Source organism: Myroides sp. LJL119, assembly GCF_054871605.1.
The window spans coordinates 94,375-111,890 of sequence record NZ_JBTXLO010000007.1; the positions used below are offsets into that span (position 1 = coordinate 94,375).

At 34.0% G+C, this 17,516-nt stretch carries 16 protein-coding genes; 7 read left to right on the forward strand and 9 right to left on the reverse strand.

Going from position 1 to position 17,516, the window contains the following annotated elements:
• Nucleotides 1–59: 59 nt before the first annotated feature.
• From ACYSNV_RS08865 to ACYSNV_RS08880, 4 genes are all read left to right on the forward strand, one after another.
• Nucleotides 60–824, forward strand: coding sequence for an MBL fold metallo-hydrolase (locus tag ACYSNV_RS08865; RefSeq protein WP_461762211.1), 765 nt, complete (start codon nucleotides 60–62; stop codon nucleotides 822–824).
• An 87-nt stretch (nucleotides 825–911) separates the two neighbouring features.
• Nucleotides 912–1,325, forward strand: coding sequence for a hydrolase (locus tag ACYSNV_RS08870; RefSeq protein ID WP_461762212.1), 414 nt, complete (start codon nucleotides 912–914; stop codon nucleotides 1,323–1,325).
• A gap of 22 nt (nucleotides 1,326–1,347) precedes the next feature.
• Nucleotides 1,348–1,875, forward strand: a complete 528-nt coding sequence (locus ACYSNV_RS08875; RefSeq protein ID WP_461762213.1) for a hypothetical protein — start codon at nucleotides 1,348–1,350, stop codon at nucleotides 1,873–1,875.
• Between the two features lie 683 nt (nucleotides 1,876–2,558).
• The gene (locus ACYSNV_RS08880) at nucleotides 2,559–3,869 is read left to right on the forward strand and encodes a hypothetical protein (protein WP_461762214.1); all 1,311 of its coding nucleotides are present in this window, start codon (nucleotides 2,559–2,561) and stop codon (nucleotides 3,867–3,869) included.
• 531 nt (nucleotides 3,870–4,400) lie between these two features.
• On the opposite strand, the gene ACYSNV_RS08885 is transcribed toward ACYSNV_RS08880, so the two are convergent.
• From ACYSNV_RS08885 to recG, 7 genes are all read right to left on the reverse strand, one after another.
• Nucleotides 4,401–5,069: an alpha/beta hydrolase gene (locus tag ACYSNV_RS08885; RefSeq protein WP_461762215.1), complete on the reverse strand. Its 669-nt coding sequence runs from the start codon at nucleotides 5,067–5,069 to the stop codon at nucleotides 4,401–4,403.
• A 6-nt stretch (nucleotides 5,070–5,075) separates the two neighbouring features.
• On the reverse strand, nucleotides 5,076–5,420 hold the full coding sequence (locus ACYSNV_RS08890; RefSeq protein ID WP_461762216.1) for a hypothetical protein: 345 nt from the start codon (nucleotides 5,418–5,420) through the stop codon (nucleotides 5,076–5,078).
• Nucleotides 5,421–5,462: 42 nt separating this feature from the next.
• Nucleotides 5,463–6,713, reverse strand: coding sequence for a dihydroorotase (locus ACYSNV_RS08895; RefSeq protein WP_461762217.1), 1,251 nt, complete (start codon nucleotides 6,711–6,713; stop codon nucleotides 5,463–5,465).
• A gap of 110 nt (nucleotides 6,714–6,823) precedes the next feature.
• Nucleotides 6,824–7,579 (reverse strand): carboxypeptidase-like regulatory domain-containing protein, encoded by a 756-nt coding sequence (locus ACYSNV_RS08900; RefSeq protein ID WP_461762218.1) that lies wholly within the window; start codon nucleotides 7,577–7,579, stop codon nucleotides 6,824–6,826.
• 69 nt (nucleotides 7,580–7,648) lie between these two features.
• On the reverse strand, nucleotides 7,649–9,469 hold the full coding sequence (locus ACYSNV_RS08905) for a DEAD/DEAH box helicase (RefSeq protein WP_461762219.1): 1,821 nt from the start codon (nucleotides 9,467–9,469) through the stop codon (nucleotides 7,649–7,651).
• 92 nt (nucleotides 9,470–9,561) lie between these two features.
• Nucleotides 9,562–10,140 carry a non-canonical purine NTP diphosphatase gene (locus ACYSNV_RS08910; RefSeq protein WP_461762220.1) on the reverse strand — a complete coding sequence of 193 codons (579 nt, stop codon included), beginning with the start codon at nucleotides 10,138–10,140 and terminating at the stop codon, nucleotides 9,562–9,564.
• 11 nt (nucleotides 10,141–10,151) lie between these two features.
• Nucleotides 10,152–12,254: an ATP-dependent DNA helicase RecG gene (gene recG, locus ACYSNV_RS08915; RefSeq protein ID WP_461762221.1), complete on the reverse strand. Its 2,103-nt coding sequence runs from the start codon at nucleotides 12,252–12,254 to the stop codon at nucleotides 10,152–10,154.
• Nucleotides 12,255–12,670: 416 nt separating this feature from the next.
• On the opposite strand from recG, the gene ACYSNV_RS08920 reads away from it, so the two are divergent.
• From ACYSNV_RS08920 to ACYSNV_RS08930, 3 genes are all read left to right on the forward strand, one after another.
• Complete coding sequence (locus ACYSNV_RS08920) at nucleotides 12,671–13,549, forward strand: helix-turn-helix domain-containing protein (protein ID WP_461762222.1); 879 nt, start codon at nucleotides 12,671–12,673, stop codon at nucleotides 13,547–13,549.
• A gap of 139 nt (nucleotides 13,550–13,688) precedes the next feature.
• Nucleotides 13,689–14,615, forward strand: coding sequence for an alpha/beta hydrolase (locus ACYSNV_RS08925; protein WP_461762223.1), 927 nt, complete (start codon nucleotides 13,689–13,691; stop codon nucleotides 14,613–14,615).
• A 190-nt stretch (nucleotides 14,616–14,805) separates the two neighbouring features.
• Nucleotides 14,806–15,576 carry an SDR family NAD(P)-dependent oxidoreductase gene (locus tag ACYSNV_RS08930; protein WP_461762224.1) on the forward strand — a complete coding sequence of 257 codons (771 nt, stop codon included), beginning with the start codon at nucleotides 14,806–14,808 and terminating at the stop codon, nucleotides 15,574–15,576.
• Nucleotides 15,577–15,866: 290 nt separating this feature from the next.
• Here the strand turns inward: ACYSNV_RS08930 and ACYSNV_RS08935 are convergent, their stop codons facing one another.
• The gene (locus ACYSNV_RS08935; protein ID WP_461762225.1) at nucleotides 15,867–16,247 is read right to left on the reverse strand and encodes a DUF4258 domain-containing protein; all 381 of its coding nucleotides are present in this window, start codon (nucleotides 16,245–16,247) and stop codon (nucleotides 15,867–15,869) included.
• A 62-nt stretch (nucleotides 16,248–16,309) separates the two neighbouring features.
• Nucleotides 16,310–17,506 carry an alanine dehydrogenase gene (locus tag ACYSNV_RS08940; protein ID WP_461762226.1) on the reverse strand — a complete coding sequence of 399 codons (1,197 nt, stop codon included), beginning with the start codon at nucleotides 17,504–17,506 and terminating at the stop codon, nucleotides 16,310–16,312.
• Nucleotides 17,507–17,516: the final 10 nt, after the last annotated feature.

A 17,516-nucleotide genomic window follows, 5' to 3' on the forward strand; every position in this document is an offset into this window, starting at 1 on the left:
CCTAATAAATATAGTACAACAAAAAAAGATAAAGCTTACTTTTGTAAAAAAATATTATTTTGGAAGTATACTTTTTAGGTACAGGTACCTCACAGGGTGTGCCGGTTATAGGGATTGATCATCCGGTAGCCCATAGTAAGGACCCTCGTGATAGTCGTCTACGGACTTCGGTACTTATTAGATGGGATGATATTACTATTTTAATTGATTGTGGTCCAGATTTTAGACAGCAAATGTTGTTAACTCAGTGCCAAAAGTTGGATGCTATTTTATTTACCCATGAGCATGCTGATCACATTGCAGGGTTAGATGAGATACGACCTTTATGTTATTTACATGGGCCTATGCCAATTTACGCTAGTGCTCGTGTTCTAGGAGCTTTAAGTAAACGGTATGAGTATATTTTTACCACCGTGGATAGGTATCCAGGAGCTCCAAGTGTAAAGAGTAATGCAGTGTCAGCTTACAAAGATTTTCAAGTAGGGGATAAGACAATAACTCCTTTGCCAATAATGCATGGAACACTGCCAATTTTAGGTTTTCGTTTAGGAGATTTGGTTTATATTACCGATGCAAAAACAGTGGATGAAAACTGTATAGAGCAAATAAAAGGATGTAAAGTGTTAATTGTAAACGCTCTAAGGATCAAAGAACATCCTACACATTTTAATTTGGAACAGTCTTTGCAGTTTATTGAAAAGGTACAACCTCAAAGGGCATACTTAACGCATATTTCACAGGATATAGGTTTTCATGAGCAAGTACAAAAAAGTCTGCCGAAAGATGTATATTTGGCCTTTGATAACCTTAAGATACATTTATAAAACCACACTATGAAGCACAAGGCATTCTTCTACTTATTTTTATTTTCTCTTTTAATTGTCGTTTTGTTATACGCAAATAACAACAATATGACAAAAAGTGCTCAAAAGAAAGTAGATATCGCACACCAACGAATTGAAATTGTTCGCGATTCGGTAAAGTTGCTACAAAACGAATTAGATTTGGCCAACTATTTTACACTTTTAAATAATGATGATGCCCAACAGTATTTTAATTACCGTACAATAGATGAGGATTTAAAAATAATAGAACAGGAAATTTTTGAATTGAATCATCAAAAGGCTGGAAACACCTTAGTGCCTTACCAAGGTATTGATGGGAATAAGTGTATAATTAATAAAATACATTTTTTGAATCACCGTTGGATTATCGCTGATTTTTATGCAGGTGATCAAAAAGGGGAGGTATTAATCAAGTATATTTATCAAAAAGATAAACCAACCGTGCTTGAAACTGTTCAAAGCGTACTTTACACTAAGTAAAACAACTAATAATAGTTACTTTATGCAAAAAAGTATATATTTTTTATCCTTGCTATTTTTTGTTTTTTTCTATTCTTGTGATTTTGTTCTCAAACAAGAAAAATCTCAGCCCGCTGATCAAAACTTTGGTGTTCTAAGTGATGCAACTCCAATGGAGCAAATAAGGGAGGATTCTACTTGTATGTATGAAGCGGGATATAAATACAGTTTGATTTTTCAAGATTGTGTTAGACCTTTTGAAATTGGTTTTAGATTAAATCCCAATTTGAATTTGGATCCAGATCAAGTACAAGAAGAAAATGATTTGGAACACAACGGGTTAAGCTGCTTTGTTGTTTTTAGCGATAACAAAGATCAAGTGGAAATTTTTCTGCCGAATAATCAAAAAGGATTCTTGCTTGATGTAACTCAAGACCCATTGATTTATAGCAATGAAAAGTGGAAATTAGATACAAAAGAGAACTTTGAATTAACAAAACAAGGAAAGTTACTATTCTCTAGCGCCTCTGCAATAGAGGTTAGTATTAAGGCGAGTGACGAGGGTCTCTAAAGAATTAATAGAAAAAAAAAGGGTAGTTTTAAAAAACACTTTCAATATATACATGGAAGAATAAAATAAGCAAAACGATTGTAAATAAGGGTTTTTACAATCGTTTTGCTTTTTTTGAGTAATGTGGTGAAAAAGTTAAAGACCCAGGCTAGGGGCTGGTAAAAAATAAGGTTACTAAACCTTACTTTTAGGTATTAAAGTCAAATGCTTTAATGTGCTTTTTTGTAGTTCATATAGGTTAATTTTATTCTTTTATGACTTAGGAAGCACTCCTGCAATAAAAAATCCACATTTAAGACATTCCCCCACCGTAAAACATTCGCCCAATGAAAAGCGAAATAACTACCGTTATGTGCAGGATAACCCTTTAGGATAAATAATATACATGGCGTGGCAAGTTGTATATTTTTGCATTGAACTTAGATTTGAAGAGAAGCCGGGGTTTAGAAAAAAACAGGAAATCACAAGATGTGAATAGTAAATTCTATAAGATTGCTTTGGGTATTATCCAGCGCTTTTCAAAACTTCTGAAAAACCAAGCAACGCTAAACAGTGCGGTATTTAAAGATTGCGTAAAACAAATAATCAAACAAGATATTTAATTGTTGCAAAAAATAAGATCAATACAATATGGTTGATTTTTTTGTTTATTTTAGTTGTAGTAAAAAACAAGAAGACAGTTTATGAACAAGGTGTTTAGTATAATTGCGTGTTTAACATATATTTCAACGGCATTTGCACAACAGTCTGAAGTTGAAATTTCTGAAGTTGAAATTATAGAGAGTATTTCCAATTATTTCAAAGAAATTAAACATGCAACAAAACAAGGGGAAGAATTATGGAAGACAGATTTATATGGAGGTATTTTATTGGTTAATCCTGAAACCCGCCAATTATACACTAATGAGCCTGATGATAAGAGTGGGTTAAAGTCACAAAAAGATATTTATACTGGGACGTTACCAAATAGTATTAATATTGCTAATACCGCAATTCAGTGGAACGGTAAAACTTGGGCAATGATTATGCTTCCTTTGTCTAAAGAGCCATCCCAGCGAATTAACTTATTAGCTCACGAGCTATTTCATACCAAGCAGGCCTCTTTGGGATTTACACAATATAATAAAGAAAGTAACCACTTGGAACAAAAAGATGGAAGAATATATCTACGATTGGAATTGGAAGCTTTAAAACAGGCACTTCTTTCTGAAACACAAAAGCAGCAGAGCAAGCATTTAACCAATGCTTTTATTTTTAGGAAGTATAGAAATATTATTTTTCCAGAATCTAACCAGACGGAAAACCAACTCGAACTTAACGAAGGTCTTGCGGAATATACAGGTTTTATAATTAGCAATAGAAATGAAGACCAGGTAAAACAACATTTCACAGCAAGTCTAAATACCTTTGTCAATAATCCTACCTATGTGAGGTCTTTTGCCTATACGACAATCCCTATATATGGTTATTTATTAAGTAAAAAGGATAAATACTGGAATCAAAAAATAACACCAGATACTAATTTGATAGACTTTTTTATTGAAAATTTAAATATTAAAATACCAACTGACTTAAATACTACAGTTGAAAAGGCCCTTAAAGAATATAACGCAGAAGAAATTACGCAAGAAGAAGAAATAAGAGAAGAAAAAATAAAAATAAGAATAGCGGAATATAAATCTAAACTTATAGAACAGCCACATTTTGAAATAAGTTTTGAAAATATGAATATTTCTTTTGATCCTGGTAATATACTTCCTATTGAAGATAAAGGAACAGTTTATCCCGATATAAGAGTAACTGACAATTGGGGGATTCTTGAAGTTACTAATGGTGCTTTAATGTTTCCTTTCTGGAATAAATTATCTATTACTATCCCTACAAAAATTCACGACCAAGTAATAGAGGGAGAGGGTTGGATATTACACTTAAATAAAAATTACACTATAAAAAAAGATGAAACTAGCAATAATTATATTCTTGTTAAAAAATAAGAAAATCTTTTAAGTAATAGCTGTTCTATTTCAAAAAAAAATAATCACTATTGCGTCTTTCTATAACTTACTGAAAATGATTTTGTTTAAATATAGAATTCAAAAGTATAAAATTAAGATTGCAAAGATTGCAAAAGCTATGCAATATACTCTAAGGGATTCTATAAAGTCAAGACAAAGTATAGTTCCAAAAACAAGTAGTTTTTTTCTGCCTATACAATACTCTGGACAATAAACAGCATATATTATGCTGCTGCTTTGAACTGGGCCTGTGAGTGAAAATAAAAAAAAGGATAAGAAAGTATGGTATATTTTTGGGAGCCCTATTTCAAGGCAAACGGTAAGCTATGAATTGTTTAGATGACATAGATATACATCAAACCTATGGGATACAACAAATCAGCCCATTGAGTCTAAACACAACTTAAATTCATAATTGTAAATCTGTTTTCTACTCATAAAAAGCCCCAAAAAGCGAAACACTCTTTGGGGTATTGGAAATTTTGCGAAATACCAGGGTATTTACAAATATTATTTATTATTATCTTCTAAGAATTTTTTGAAATCTGCAAAGTTAAGTGGATGTACACCATGACCTACAGGGTATTCTTTGTATTGATGAAAGATATTTAACTTCTCTAAGATCAAAGGAGTTTGTTGCGCCCATTGCACAGGGATTACTTGATCTACTGTTCCATGAGAGGCAAATATTTTTAATTTAGAAAAGTCATTGTTTTCAAAACCATCTTTGATAATCTTAGGGTTAAAGTATCCACTTAAAGCAACTACGTTGTGTATTATTTTCGGATAACTTAGTGAAATCGAATAAGATAGAATTGCTCCTTGACTAAATCCAACCAAATTAACTTTTTGTGGATCGATAGGGTATTTTAAAAGTAATTCTTGAATGAACCCAACAATTAAATCTCTAGATTCAATAGCTTGTTGGTCATTTGAGAACTTATTGGCATCTTGATCAAAGTTAATTTCATACCATGCAAAACCTCCAGGTCCAACCACAAAGGGCGCTCTTGCTGAGATTATAAAATACTCCTGGCCAAGTTCGCTGGCAAAAGAGAATAAATCCTGCTCGTTGCTTCCATAACCGTGTAAAAGTAGGATCATTGGATTTTTATCCAGAATAACTTTTGGTTCTTGGATTAAATAAGGAATAGATAAAGATGTGTGTAATGTTTCCATAAATTTTTAAGCTGATAATTTGTCAAACCATTTTTGAAAATATAGACCTATTTTAGGAAGTACATTGATTTCTCCATTTAAAGCCCCTGTAAAACTATATACCCAAAGTATAAAAAAGCATAGATAAAACGGGATGGTAACCATCCAAGAATCAACTGCTCCAACGGTATAGGAAAACATAAAGAACACTAAATGAATTCCAAAGGCTTGTTTAATATAAAAACCAGCATACTTGTTTTTAAGATCCATGTTCATAAAGATAGCAATAATACAACCAACTATGGTTAAGTGTGCTGCAATTGCTATTTTTTTTCCAGCCTCAATCTCGTTGTGAGTAAAAGTTTTAAGCATGTTTATTTAATTATATAAGTTTAATTATTAACTATCTAAAGACTATAATTCTTTATTGTTTCCGTTTATAACGCCATATACTTTACCTTGCATTGGAGCTTGTAAAAAAATGGCATTTTTACTTTTAGATAAAATGTCTTGTTTTTCAAATCTCCATTTAGGTTCTGGATTAAAAAGTGTAAGGTTTGCTTTGCTTCCAGGTTTTATAATACTATTTGGTATTTTGAAAATTTCTCTAGCCTTGGTTAATTTATCAATAACTACCTCTAAAGGAAGGATTGTTAAAAGGGCTCCAAAGGCAGATTCCAAGCCTATGGTTCCATAAGAGGCTGAATCGAATTCTAATTTTTTATGTTCTATATCTAAAGGATTATGTTCACTAGTAATACAATCAATACTTCCATCTAAAACACCCTGGATTAAACCTTGTTGGGTTTTAGAATCGCGTAAAGGTGGTAGTACTTTAAAGCGTGTGTCAAAGTTCTCTAGTTTATGATCATTTAAAGCTAATTGATGTACCGACACACTACAAGTTACATTTAACCCCTTGGCTTTGGCCTGACGAATTAAATCTAAGGAGCCTAGTGTAGATATTGTAGGAATATGCATTTTTCCCTGGGTATATTCCAAAAGGAATAAATTTCTAGCCACTTGAATCTCTTCTGCTAATCCAGGTAGAGGTTTAAGGCCTAACTTGGTTGCTTGAATTCCTTCATTAGCAACTCCTTTACCTGCGATATGATTGTCTTGAGAAAAGACAATAACTAAGCCGTCAAAGTCTTGAACATATTGCAATGCGATTTTTAATACGTTTGCGTTTGTAATTGATTTTTTATAATCTCCAAAAGCTATAGCACCACCGTTTTGCATATCATATAACTCAGCTAAATCATTTCCTTGGCTTTTTATTGTTAAAGCTCCAATGGGAAATAGTTCCGTTGTTTGTCCAAGGCCTTGTGTTTTAATAAAGTTAACAATAGCCTTATTGTCGGTTACTGGGTTATTATTAGGCTCTACGGCTACTTGTGTAAAACCACTTTTTGCTGCTACTTTTAATCCTTCTTGGATTGTCTCTCTTTCCTCATAGCCTGGTTCTCCAAAACAAACCGAGCTATCAAACCACCCTTGGGAAACATGTAGATTATCACGGGTAATAACCGGGTAGTTTTGAATATTTTCAATACTTGGAGCTATTTGAGTGATTTGTCCTTGTTCAATTTGTATATCTACCGTTTGATTGTGAAATGGACTTTGTGGGTCTACAACTTTCGCTGCTTTTAAAATGACATTCATTTTGTGGAGTAATTATAGATTAAATGTGTTGTTATATTTTACAAAAGTACTTTTATTTTTAATAATTTAAAAAAGTCTTTACTGGGTATTGCTCAAAAAAAATACATCCTTTATCTGGATGTATTTTTTTTATTATCTACAATAATTTGAGAATTGCTAAAACAATCATTTAAAGCTTGATAGATTTGAAAATCGGTGGCTGTGTAAATGAATTTATCACTATAATTGCAATTCTGTAGTGTGGTTACAATGTCTTCTCGAGTTATTTCTAGTAGTCCGCAAACAATCTCCCTATCATAACGAGACTGCATAAGGGTGACCATATTGGTATCCTCTTTTATTTCTTCGAGCTTTTTAAGCTTCTTGGCCTTACCTTTAAAAAGATTGTATACTGCATCAACAGGGGAGAAGAAAGTCCCAATTGCGGTTCCGTAATATGGAGTTTTATTTCCTCGATAGAAGTCAAATTCCATTTTATCGTTTAGTGCTATTAATTTTGTGTCTACTTCTAAGTAGCCTGTAAGATCGTATTTTCGAATGTAAATCTCTTCTAAAACTGTACTTTGTTCGGTTAAGTAAATCTTTAGATTCTCTTGGTTAAGCCAGTCATTGGTTACTTTTAATTTTATAGGGAAATATCCTGGATAGGAAACGTGTATGGAGTCATTTACCCGGGCCTCAATAGCAAAAGTTCCATCTCTTTTACTGATTGTTCCCTTTACTTGAGTGATGTTGATAATATTCACATCATCTATGGGTAAGAAGGAATTATCATTCACGACAATACCTTGTACCTTGCTTTGTTCTTGTGCTGAAAGAGTAAATACACTAAGAGCTAGAAATAAAAAAACTGTAAAATTTCTCATACTTTTAAGATTGCTTAAAAATACTAGATATTTTACAGTTTTACATGTTATTTGAAAAAAATTAACAAATTAGTTTCTTCTTGATCTTCTAGAAGGTCCTACATCGCTAGTTCTTCTTTCATTACGAGGAGCTCTATCTCTAGATTCTGAACCTCTTCTATCAGAAGAGCTTCTATCTCTATCAAAGCGCTTTCTTTCTCCACCACCAGAAGAAGGTCTTCTGTCTGATCTAAAACCACCACCTTTACGGTTGTTATGGTCACGTCTTCCGTTGTTTCTTCCTCCATCATTGTTAGAGATTTCCACATTAACGCGGCGTCCTTCGTATGTTTCGTTATTTAAGATGTTTACCACTTTTTCAGCGTGCTCAGCTTCAATGTTAAAGAAAGAGAATCCGTCTTTTACATCTACTTTAAATAAATCATCACGTCCTAAGTCTAAGGTTTCTCTTAAGTAATCTTTTAAGCTCATCCAATCTAAATTGTCTTTTGCTCCTAAGTTAATAAAGAAACGAACCGCACCGTCTGAAGGTAGCTCACGTGTTGATGTACTACGTCCTGCTGAAACGGCAGATAAATTGTTAGAAGGCTTTTGGTAATATTCTAAGAATTTATTAAATTCTACAGAAACTACTTTTTTAATAATCTCTTCTTTTGAGAATCCGTCAAGTAATTCCATAATGGCTGGAACGTACCCTTCAATCTCAGGATTAACCTCAGCTTCTTTTATTTTTGTTGCTAAGTGATATAATTGAATCTCACAAATCTCCATCCCTGAAGGAATAGGTTTTTCTTCAAACTTTTGTTTGATAATGCGTTCGATTTGTTGAATTTTTCTAAGTTCACTTTTTGTCACAATTACCATCGAAACTCCTTTTTTACCAGCACGTCCGGTACGTCCGCTTCGGTGGGTGTAGGTCTCGATTTCATCTGGTAATTGATAGTTAATAACGTGTGTAACGTCATCCACGTCAATTCCACGCGCTGCAACATCTGTGGCAACTAGCATTTGGATTTGCTTACCTCGGAATGATTTCATTACTGCATCACGTTGAGCTTGAGATAAATCTCCATGTAACGCAGCAGCATTGTAACCATCCTCAATCAATTTTTCAGCAATTGCTTGGGTGTCTCTTTTTGTTCTACAGAAAATAACAGAGAAAATATCTGGATTTTTATCCGCTAAACGCTTTAAAGCTAAGTAGCGATCTCTACCACCCACTAAATAATATTCATGGGCAACAGTACTAGATCCTTGATTTTTGTGTCCTACTGTAATTTCTTCGGGTTGATGCATAAATTCTTTTGCGATGCTTGCTACCTCAGCAGGCATTGTCGCAGAGAACAACCATGTGTTCTTTTCTTCCGGTGTATCAGCTAAAATATTTCTGATATCGTCATAGAAGCCCATATTAAGCATTTCATCTGCCTCATCTAAAACACAGAAGTCGATATGTTTAATATTAACCATACCTCTGTTGATCATATCTTGCATTCTACCAGGAGTAGCTACAATAATATGAGCACCGCGTTTTATTTCTCTTGCTTGCTCAGAGATGCTTGCACCTCCATAAACAGCAACAGTGTGTAGGCCTTTTACGTACTTAGAGTACTGTTTCAATTCGTTTGCGATTTGCAAACATAACTCTCTAGTCGGCGATAAGATAAGACCTTGAGTTTGCTTGTTACTCACGTCTATCTTCTGGATTAAAGGAAAACCAAAAGCTGCAGTTTTCCCAGTCCCCGTTTGGGCTAACGCAACAATATCGGTATTTTTTTCTAATAGTAAAGGAATCGCCTTTTCTTGCACTTCTGATGGATTTGTAAAACCTAAATCATTAATTGCAGATAAAAGTGATTCGTTTAATCCTAATTGTTCGAAATTGTTCATATAAAATTTAAATAGGCTCAAAGATACGGCAATTTTATATAATAGCGTAATTTATTATCAACAATTATCTAAAAATGCAAAAATTTATGATTTTATTGGGAATTAGTGATAAAATTAACTAATTGTTCTACGGCTTTTCCACGATGAGAAATTGCTATTTTTTGATCCATATCCATTTCAGCGAATGTAATATCCTTATTTATAGGTTTAAACACAGGGTCATATCCAAAACCTTGGTCACCTACTGGCTCTAGGGTGATTTCTCCATCTACAATACCTGTGAAATGATGGGTTTGTCCTTTATAATGTAAAGTAATTACTGTTTTAAAATTAGCTTTTCGATTAGTTTGTCCTTTTAACTCATGTAAAAGCTTATCGATGTTGTTTTGATCATTTTTTGGTTCTCCTGCATATCTTGCCGAATAAACTCCAGGTGCGCCATTTAAAGCATCTACCTCTAGGCCTGAATCATCAGCAAAACAATCATAACCATAATGTCTTTTTATATAATTGGCCTTTAATAGCGCATTTCCTTCTATAGTAGAGGCGGTTTCGGGTATGTCCACATTACAGCCAATATCCTGTAAAGAGAGTATTTCTATATGTTTTGGAAGTTGGTTTTTAATTTCTTGAATTTTATTTTTATTGTTTGAAGCAAATACTAATTTCATAAATACGGTTTTTAGCTAATATAATTCCAAATAGTTGTTTTGTTTTCTATGTTTAATAGTTTGTTTTTAATTTTTAAATTTTCAGGTTGTTCCAAGTTAGGATCCTCTTTTAATAAAATTAAAGCCTGTTCTCTGGCATAATGCATGATTTCTTGGTCCTTTACCAAATCGGCAATCCGCAAAGGGAGTGTTCCACTTTGCTGGGTACCCATAATATTTCCCGGACCTCGAAGCTTTAAATCTACCTCTGAGATTTCGAACCCGTCATTACTATCGCACATGGTTTGCATGCGTATCTTCGAATCGTTGCTTAATTTGTCTCCGGTCATTAAAATACAATAGCTTTGTTCGGCTCCACGACCTACACGTCCTCTTAATTGGTGAAGTTGAGATAAACCAAAGCGTTCGGCACTCTCAATTATCATCACCGAGGCATTAGGCACATTAACTCCCACTTCGATAACTGTGGTGGCTACCATGATATTTGTTTTTCCTTGTGCAAACCTTTGCATTTCAATATCCTTTTCCCCTGGTGTCATTTGTCCATGTACAATACTTACACTATAATGGGGTAGTGGAAAATCTCGAGAAATTCCTTGATAACCTTCCATAAGGTTTTTGTAATCTAAAGATTCGCTCTCTTCAATTAAAGGATAGACAATATAGACCTGTCTACCTTTGGCTATTTCTGACTTTATGAAATGCCAAACACTCAAGCGTTTGGATTCGAAAAAGTGATTGGTTTGTATTGGTTTACGTCCAGGGGGTAGTTCGTCGATCACCGAAACTTCTAAGTCCCCATAAAGGGTCATTGCCAATGTCCTTGGAATAGGAGTCGCTGTCATAACTAGTATGTGTGGTGGTAGGGTGTTTTTATGCCAGAGTTTGCTTCGTTGTTCTACTCCGAATCGATGCTGTTCATCGATAATTGCAAGGCCTAGGTTTTTGAAAACAACTTTGTCCTCAAAAACCGCGTGTGTACCTATTAAAATATCTACTTGTCCTTGTTCAAGTTCTTGTAAAAGGACTTTTCGACTACTAGCTTTTGTGCTTCCGGTTAGTAACTTAATATTAAGACCTAATGGTTTAGCAAATTGCGTAATTCCCTCAAAATGCTGGTTGGCTAGAATTTCTGTGGGTGCCACGATACAGCTTTGAAAATTATTATCAAGGGCTATTAAACAACTCATAAAGGCCACTATGGTTTTTCCAGAACCTACATCACCTTGTAAAAGACGATTCATCTGGGCCTGTTGTCCCATATCGTTTCTAATTTCTTTAATTACTCTTTTTTGCGCATTTGTTAAACCAAAGGGAAGGTGATGGTTAAAAAAGTCTAAGAAATTCTTGCCTACCGTGGTAAATGGATAACCTTTAATTTTTGATTTTCTATTTATGTTTTTTTGAAGTAACTGCATTTGTAAATAAAAGAGTTCTTCAAATTTTAAACGAAATTCTGCCATTTGTAAGGCCTGATTATCTTTAGGGAAATGAATGTTTACAAGAGCCTCTGGCATGCTAATAAGACCTAGGTTTTGCCTGAATTGTGGGCTTAAAGAGTCGGTTAAATAACCATAGGTTTCTTTTAGTAATTGTTGCATCATTTTACATATAGCCTTATTGGATATTCTACTGGCTAGTTTTTCGCTCGAGGGATATACCCCTATCATACCAATGGCTGGATTTTTTTGATGATCGCTTAGAAGTTCTAATTCCGGATGGGGCATAGAGATCGAGAAATTAAAATGATTCACCTTACCAAAGGCCACATAAGGCGTGTTTAATAGTAGGTTTTCTTGAATCCATTTAAACCCTTGAAACCAAACAAGTTCCATTTGTCCGGTTTGATCAATAAATGTTGCAACTAGTCGTTTCCTGTTTTTTTGCTCTACTATTTTTATATGTGTGATTTTACCTACAACTTGAACCTCGGTATTTACATAAGAGAGTTCGCTTATGCTATAAAATCTACTTTTATCTATATAACGATTCGGATATAGACTCAAAAGATCTGCGTAGGTGTAAATACCTAATTCTTTTTTGAATAAATCTGCTCTTTGTGGTCCAACGCCTTTGAGATATTCAATAGGAGTATCTAAGGGATTTTTGTGCATGAGATAAAATTATATACCGCACTAAGATACTGTTTTTATTATAAAAACTGGAATAACTAGTACTACTTGTTATAGTAAAACTACTGTGAAATAGGTGGTTTGTTTATTAACTACTTGTGTGGTAGGCTCTAAAAAAGGCAATTAAATTTAGCCTAAAATCAGTAGGTCTTTTTTCAATGCAATGCTATTTGTTTTATGGTTTTACTCCCTTAAATAAAAAGAGAACTTAAAGGGAAATAATCTCCCCTTAGTATGTAAGTCTATACAAGCAAATGTTTTTATTATAAAAATTAAAGAGTTTTAAGTAAATAATTTGACTATAACCATAAGATGTAACTTAATAAGTTGTTTTGCCGGTGAAATGTATCCGAATTGTTGTTTTTGAATCTGTATTTTTGTAATCTATAATAATTAGAATGAAAAACAGCATAAAAAAGATATTCGATATCCCTGGTTTTGTACAATACGCAAAGTTTACACCTTTAAAAGATTTACATTTACATATAGTGGATTTTGCGACAGAAAAGAATTTTTTAAGAAAGTCCGATCAAATCCACATTGATTTTTACCTTCTGGCAATAAAACCTCCTATGCAAAAGAATCAGCATGTTCGTCAAATATTTTCCGACCAAGCTAATTCATATTTATATGTAGATTCTCCACAAAATAATATGGCTTGGGATGTAATTCAACCTGAATCAGGATTTATAATAATGGTGGATAAAAAACTACTACAAGGTATGGTAAAAACTTATAATTTCGTTTATTATGAAAATCATGAGGCATTGTACTTAACAAAACAGGAAGAAATCTTGTTATTGGACTTATTTAAAAAGGCCTATCAAGAGTTTGTGAAAGTTGATTATTCGAAAGATGTTATTGTTTCTTATGTGCAATTAATATTGTCCTATACCCAGATTTATTATAGTCGTCAATTTGATACAAGAAGTGAGGTATATCATCAAGTGGTAGAGCAGTTTTACACTAATCTTAATCAATACTATAATACACAAAAAGATGTTCCCGGTATACCATCTGTGGCTTATTTTGCAAATAAGGCCAATTTATCGGCAAATTATTTCGGAGATTTAATAAAACATTTCACAGGTGAATCTCCCATAGAGCATATTCATAATTTTATTTTGAGTGTAGCCAAAGAAAAACTTAAAAATACCTGTTTAACAGTCTCCCAGATTTCCTATAGTTTGGGATTTGATTATCCGAATTATTTCGCTCGATTTTTTAGAAAAAAAACGGGAATGTCTCCAAAGGTTTTTAAAAATTTAAAATTGTGATTTGTAAAAGATTCCTAATAAAAGGATAGTTACTTTGGTTACAACGGTAAAATGTATCCTTGTTTGGGTAATATGTCTAGTATAGAAACCTATGTTAAGTAATATTTTTGAAAAGTCAAATAATTTAAAAATATTACCAATGAAACAGGTTCGCTTTAAGCATAAGAATTGGCAAGTTGCTGGTCTTATGGATTTTCCAAATAATTTTAAACAAGACAAACTTTATCCAGCCATTGTTTGTGGGCATCCTATAAGTAGTACTAAAAATCAAAGCGCTGCAAGATTATATGCCAGTGCTTTAGCCCAGGCGGGGTTCATTGTCCTGAGTTTTGATGCTTCCCACCAAGGGGAAAGTGTGGTTGAGCCGATGTTTTTAGAAGATCCAGCCACAAGAGTAGAGGATTTTCGCTGTGCGGTTGATTTCTTAACTACTCTTGCTTACGTAGATAAAGATAATATTGGTGTTTTGGGTATCTGTGGGGCAGGGGGTTATGCTGTAAATGCCGCTATGACCGAAAGACGTTTTAAAGCAATTGTAACGGTAGTGGGGGTAAACTACGGGCGTGTTATGCGAGAGGGGGACTTTTCCAGTGAACAAGCTATTAAAACCCTAGAGCTTATAGCAGCTCAGCGTACTTTACAGGCCAATGGTGCTGAGGAATTAATAACCAGTTATATACCTGTTGATCAACAAGCCAGAGCACAAGCACAGTTAGATGACATTGATATGGTACAAGCTGTTGACTATTATACGACCTCTCGAGCCCAGCATATTCTTTCCCCCAATAAACTTTTATTTAGTGGTTTATCTAGTGCCATGGGATTCGATGCTTTTCATTTAACAGACCAGTTACTAACTCAACCCTTGCATATTGTAATCGGTGATATACCTGGTTGTTTTGGATCCTACAGAGATGGTTTTGAGTTATTTAATAAAGCTAAGACTAATCATAAGTCCCTTCAAGTAATTCCCAATGTAAGTCATTATGATCTGTATGATAAACCAATGGCTATTGAAAAGGCAATGACGCAAATTATTCCTTTTTTTACTACATTTTTAAAATAAGGCAAATCTATCGTAGGCCTATTGGAATTACTCTATTGGTCCTTGTTTTTCAGGTTTTAGAATTTTAGAATTAGAGTAAGTAGTAGTTATAGATCATTAAAAGTAATAAATATCGGTTTACCGGTAAAATCTATCCTTTTTAGCTATTTGGTATATATAATTTTATCTAAATATATAAAAAACAATAAAGATGGATAGATTATCAAACAAAGTAGCCATAGTCACCGGAGCTGGAAGTGGAACAGGTATGGGAGCTGTTACAGCTTCCCTTTTCGCTAGTCAAGGTGCAAAGGTGGTTATTACCGACCAACAACATGCAGTTGAGGCAATGAAGCAACTTGTAGAGCAGATTACAAAACAAGGCTATACTGCCAGTTATAGTGTATTGGATGTTACCGATGCTCAGTCGTGGGATAACGCGATTCAATATACCTTAACAACCTATGGTAAAATTGATATTTTGGTAAATAATGCTGGTACCTTAGGGCCGCATGGTGGTTGGGATCAAACCTCTTTACAGGATACCCTTCAGGTTATGAATGTCAATTTTAATAGCCAGTTTATTGGTATAAAAAAGATGATTCCAATTATGGAAAAGGCTGGGCAGGGAGCCATTGTAAATATAGGATCTATTGGATCGATAATAGCTTTTCCTGATGTATCTCCGGCTTATGCGGCATCAAAGAGTGCTTGTAGGATGTTGAGTAAATCAGCTGCTGTGGATCTGGCGAAAAGAAATATTCGCGTAAATGCTGTATTACCAGGATTTATAGACACGCCAATGGCTTCGCATCTTACTGATGATAAGCAATCGGCATCTGTTTTAAATAATGTTATTCCTCTTGGACGTGCTGGAAAGGCAATAGAGATTGCTAATGCTGTTTTATTTTTAGCCAGTGATCAGGCCTCTTATATTACCGGAACAGAACTAGTTGTAGATGGTGGATATACTGCTATTTAAAGGGTTCGAAGTATAAATTATAGCAGGTTGTTTTTTTTAAAAGCAGCCTGTTTTTTTTTAGATATTACCTATTTTAATTATCTACAAAAAATATGAGCTACTGTTTGAGAAAGATTATCGGAGTTTACCTTCTGGGTCAATTCTTTGCGTATTTTTAAGTCTGGGTGAAGATTAGTTATTTCTTAATCAAAAACACAAGTAGCTAAAAATAGAGTTTAAACAAATTAAAGTATTAAAAAAGTCTCTGTAAGTGAACTACACCTTTACAGAGACTTCAATTATATGAGGTTTTATTTATCGTCTTTTTTAACGCTTTTTAAAACGGCTCGATCTTGGTAATTAACCATCTCAATTAACAAGGGTTCACCGTTAAGACTTTTTGCTTTAATTAGGTAAACTACTCCGTTTTCAAATTTGTGTTTACTTTGAGAGAAGTCTACAGATCCCTCTGTTAAACCGTGACGAATATCTTGTTCGTTAATCCATCCTTGATTTAAGGCTTGTTCTGCGGATTCGGAATAAGTAATAGGTTTGCTTCTTAAATCTTTTAATACACGACAATTTGGAAAATAACAAAAACTAGTTTTCTTTTTTCCTAAGAAAAAGAACAAAAACATACAACCAAATAGAATTCCTATTAAGTAGTAGCCTAGGCGCTGAATAAATTTCATTTTACTTTATTTTGTACAAAAATACTAAATGAAAAATGGAAAGCTAGTTATTTATCAAAATTTTAAAAGCTAAAAAGCATGATGTCTTTGTAGTCTAAATTAAACCACTTTGCCACACTTTTATTGGTTACAAACCCCTTGTAAAGGTAGATGCCAGTTTTTGTTATTGTATGGTGATTTACGGCTCCTTGTAGACTTCCATTTTCACTATAATCTAATAAAAGTGGGGTTATAATATTACTTAAGGCCATAGAGGCAGTTTTGCTATATCTCGAGGTAATATTTGGTACTCCGTAGTGTATTACTCCGTTTTTTATTATAGTTGGTTTTTCATGAGTGGTTAACTCAGAGGTTTCAAAACACCCCCCGTTGTCAATTGCAACATCGATAATCACGGCTCCTTGTTTCATATTCTCCACCATGGTTTGGGTAACTACAATAGGAGAGCGATTCTTGCCTCGGATTGCTCCAATGGCTACATCGCAACGCATCAAAGCTTTTAAAAGGGTTTTTTCTTGTATGCTACTAGTTGAAATTAATCGGGGTAGATTGTTTTGCAGACGTTTTAATTTAGAAAGTGAATTGTCAAAAACCTTGACATTCGCTCCTAATCCCAATGCAGTTCTCGCTGCAAACTCCGCTACAATTCCTGCTCCTAATATAACCACCTCAGGGGGTAGGACTCCGGTAATATTTCCAAATAAAAGGCCTTTTCCTTGATTGGTTGTTGTCATTAGTTCTGAGGCTATTAGTATGCTGGAAATCCCAGCTATTTCACTAAGAGAGCTAGCTGTTGGATAAGAGCCACTTTTATCTTGGATGTAATCAATGGCTATGGCTGATATTTTTTTCTTAGCTAAAGCCTCAAAGTATTTAACATCCAGGGTTTTTAATTGAATGGTAGACCAAACAGTAGCATAAGGACTCATAAGTCGGATTTGCTCTAAGGTAGGAGGTGTCACTTTTATAATAATCGGGCAGGAATAGATTTTTTTTAAATCTTGGGTTATCTCTGCTCCGGCTCTACTGTATTCTAAGTCGGTATAACTAGCTGCGAGCCCCGCACCTTTTTCTATCAATACTCGGTGACCATAAGAGCATAAAGTCTGTACAGCCTCTGGGGTAATACAAACTCTACGTTCTATTTGGATATCTTCTTTGATCACCCCGATAAATAATTCACTTTTAGTTAAAGGCATAAAAAGACGCTCTTCTTGCGGAATTAACTCGTGTTTTGAAAAAGGTGTGGTTATGGCCATAAAAAATAGG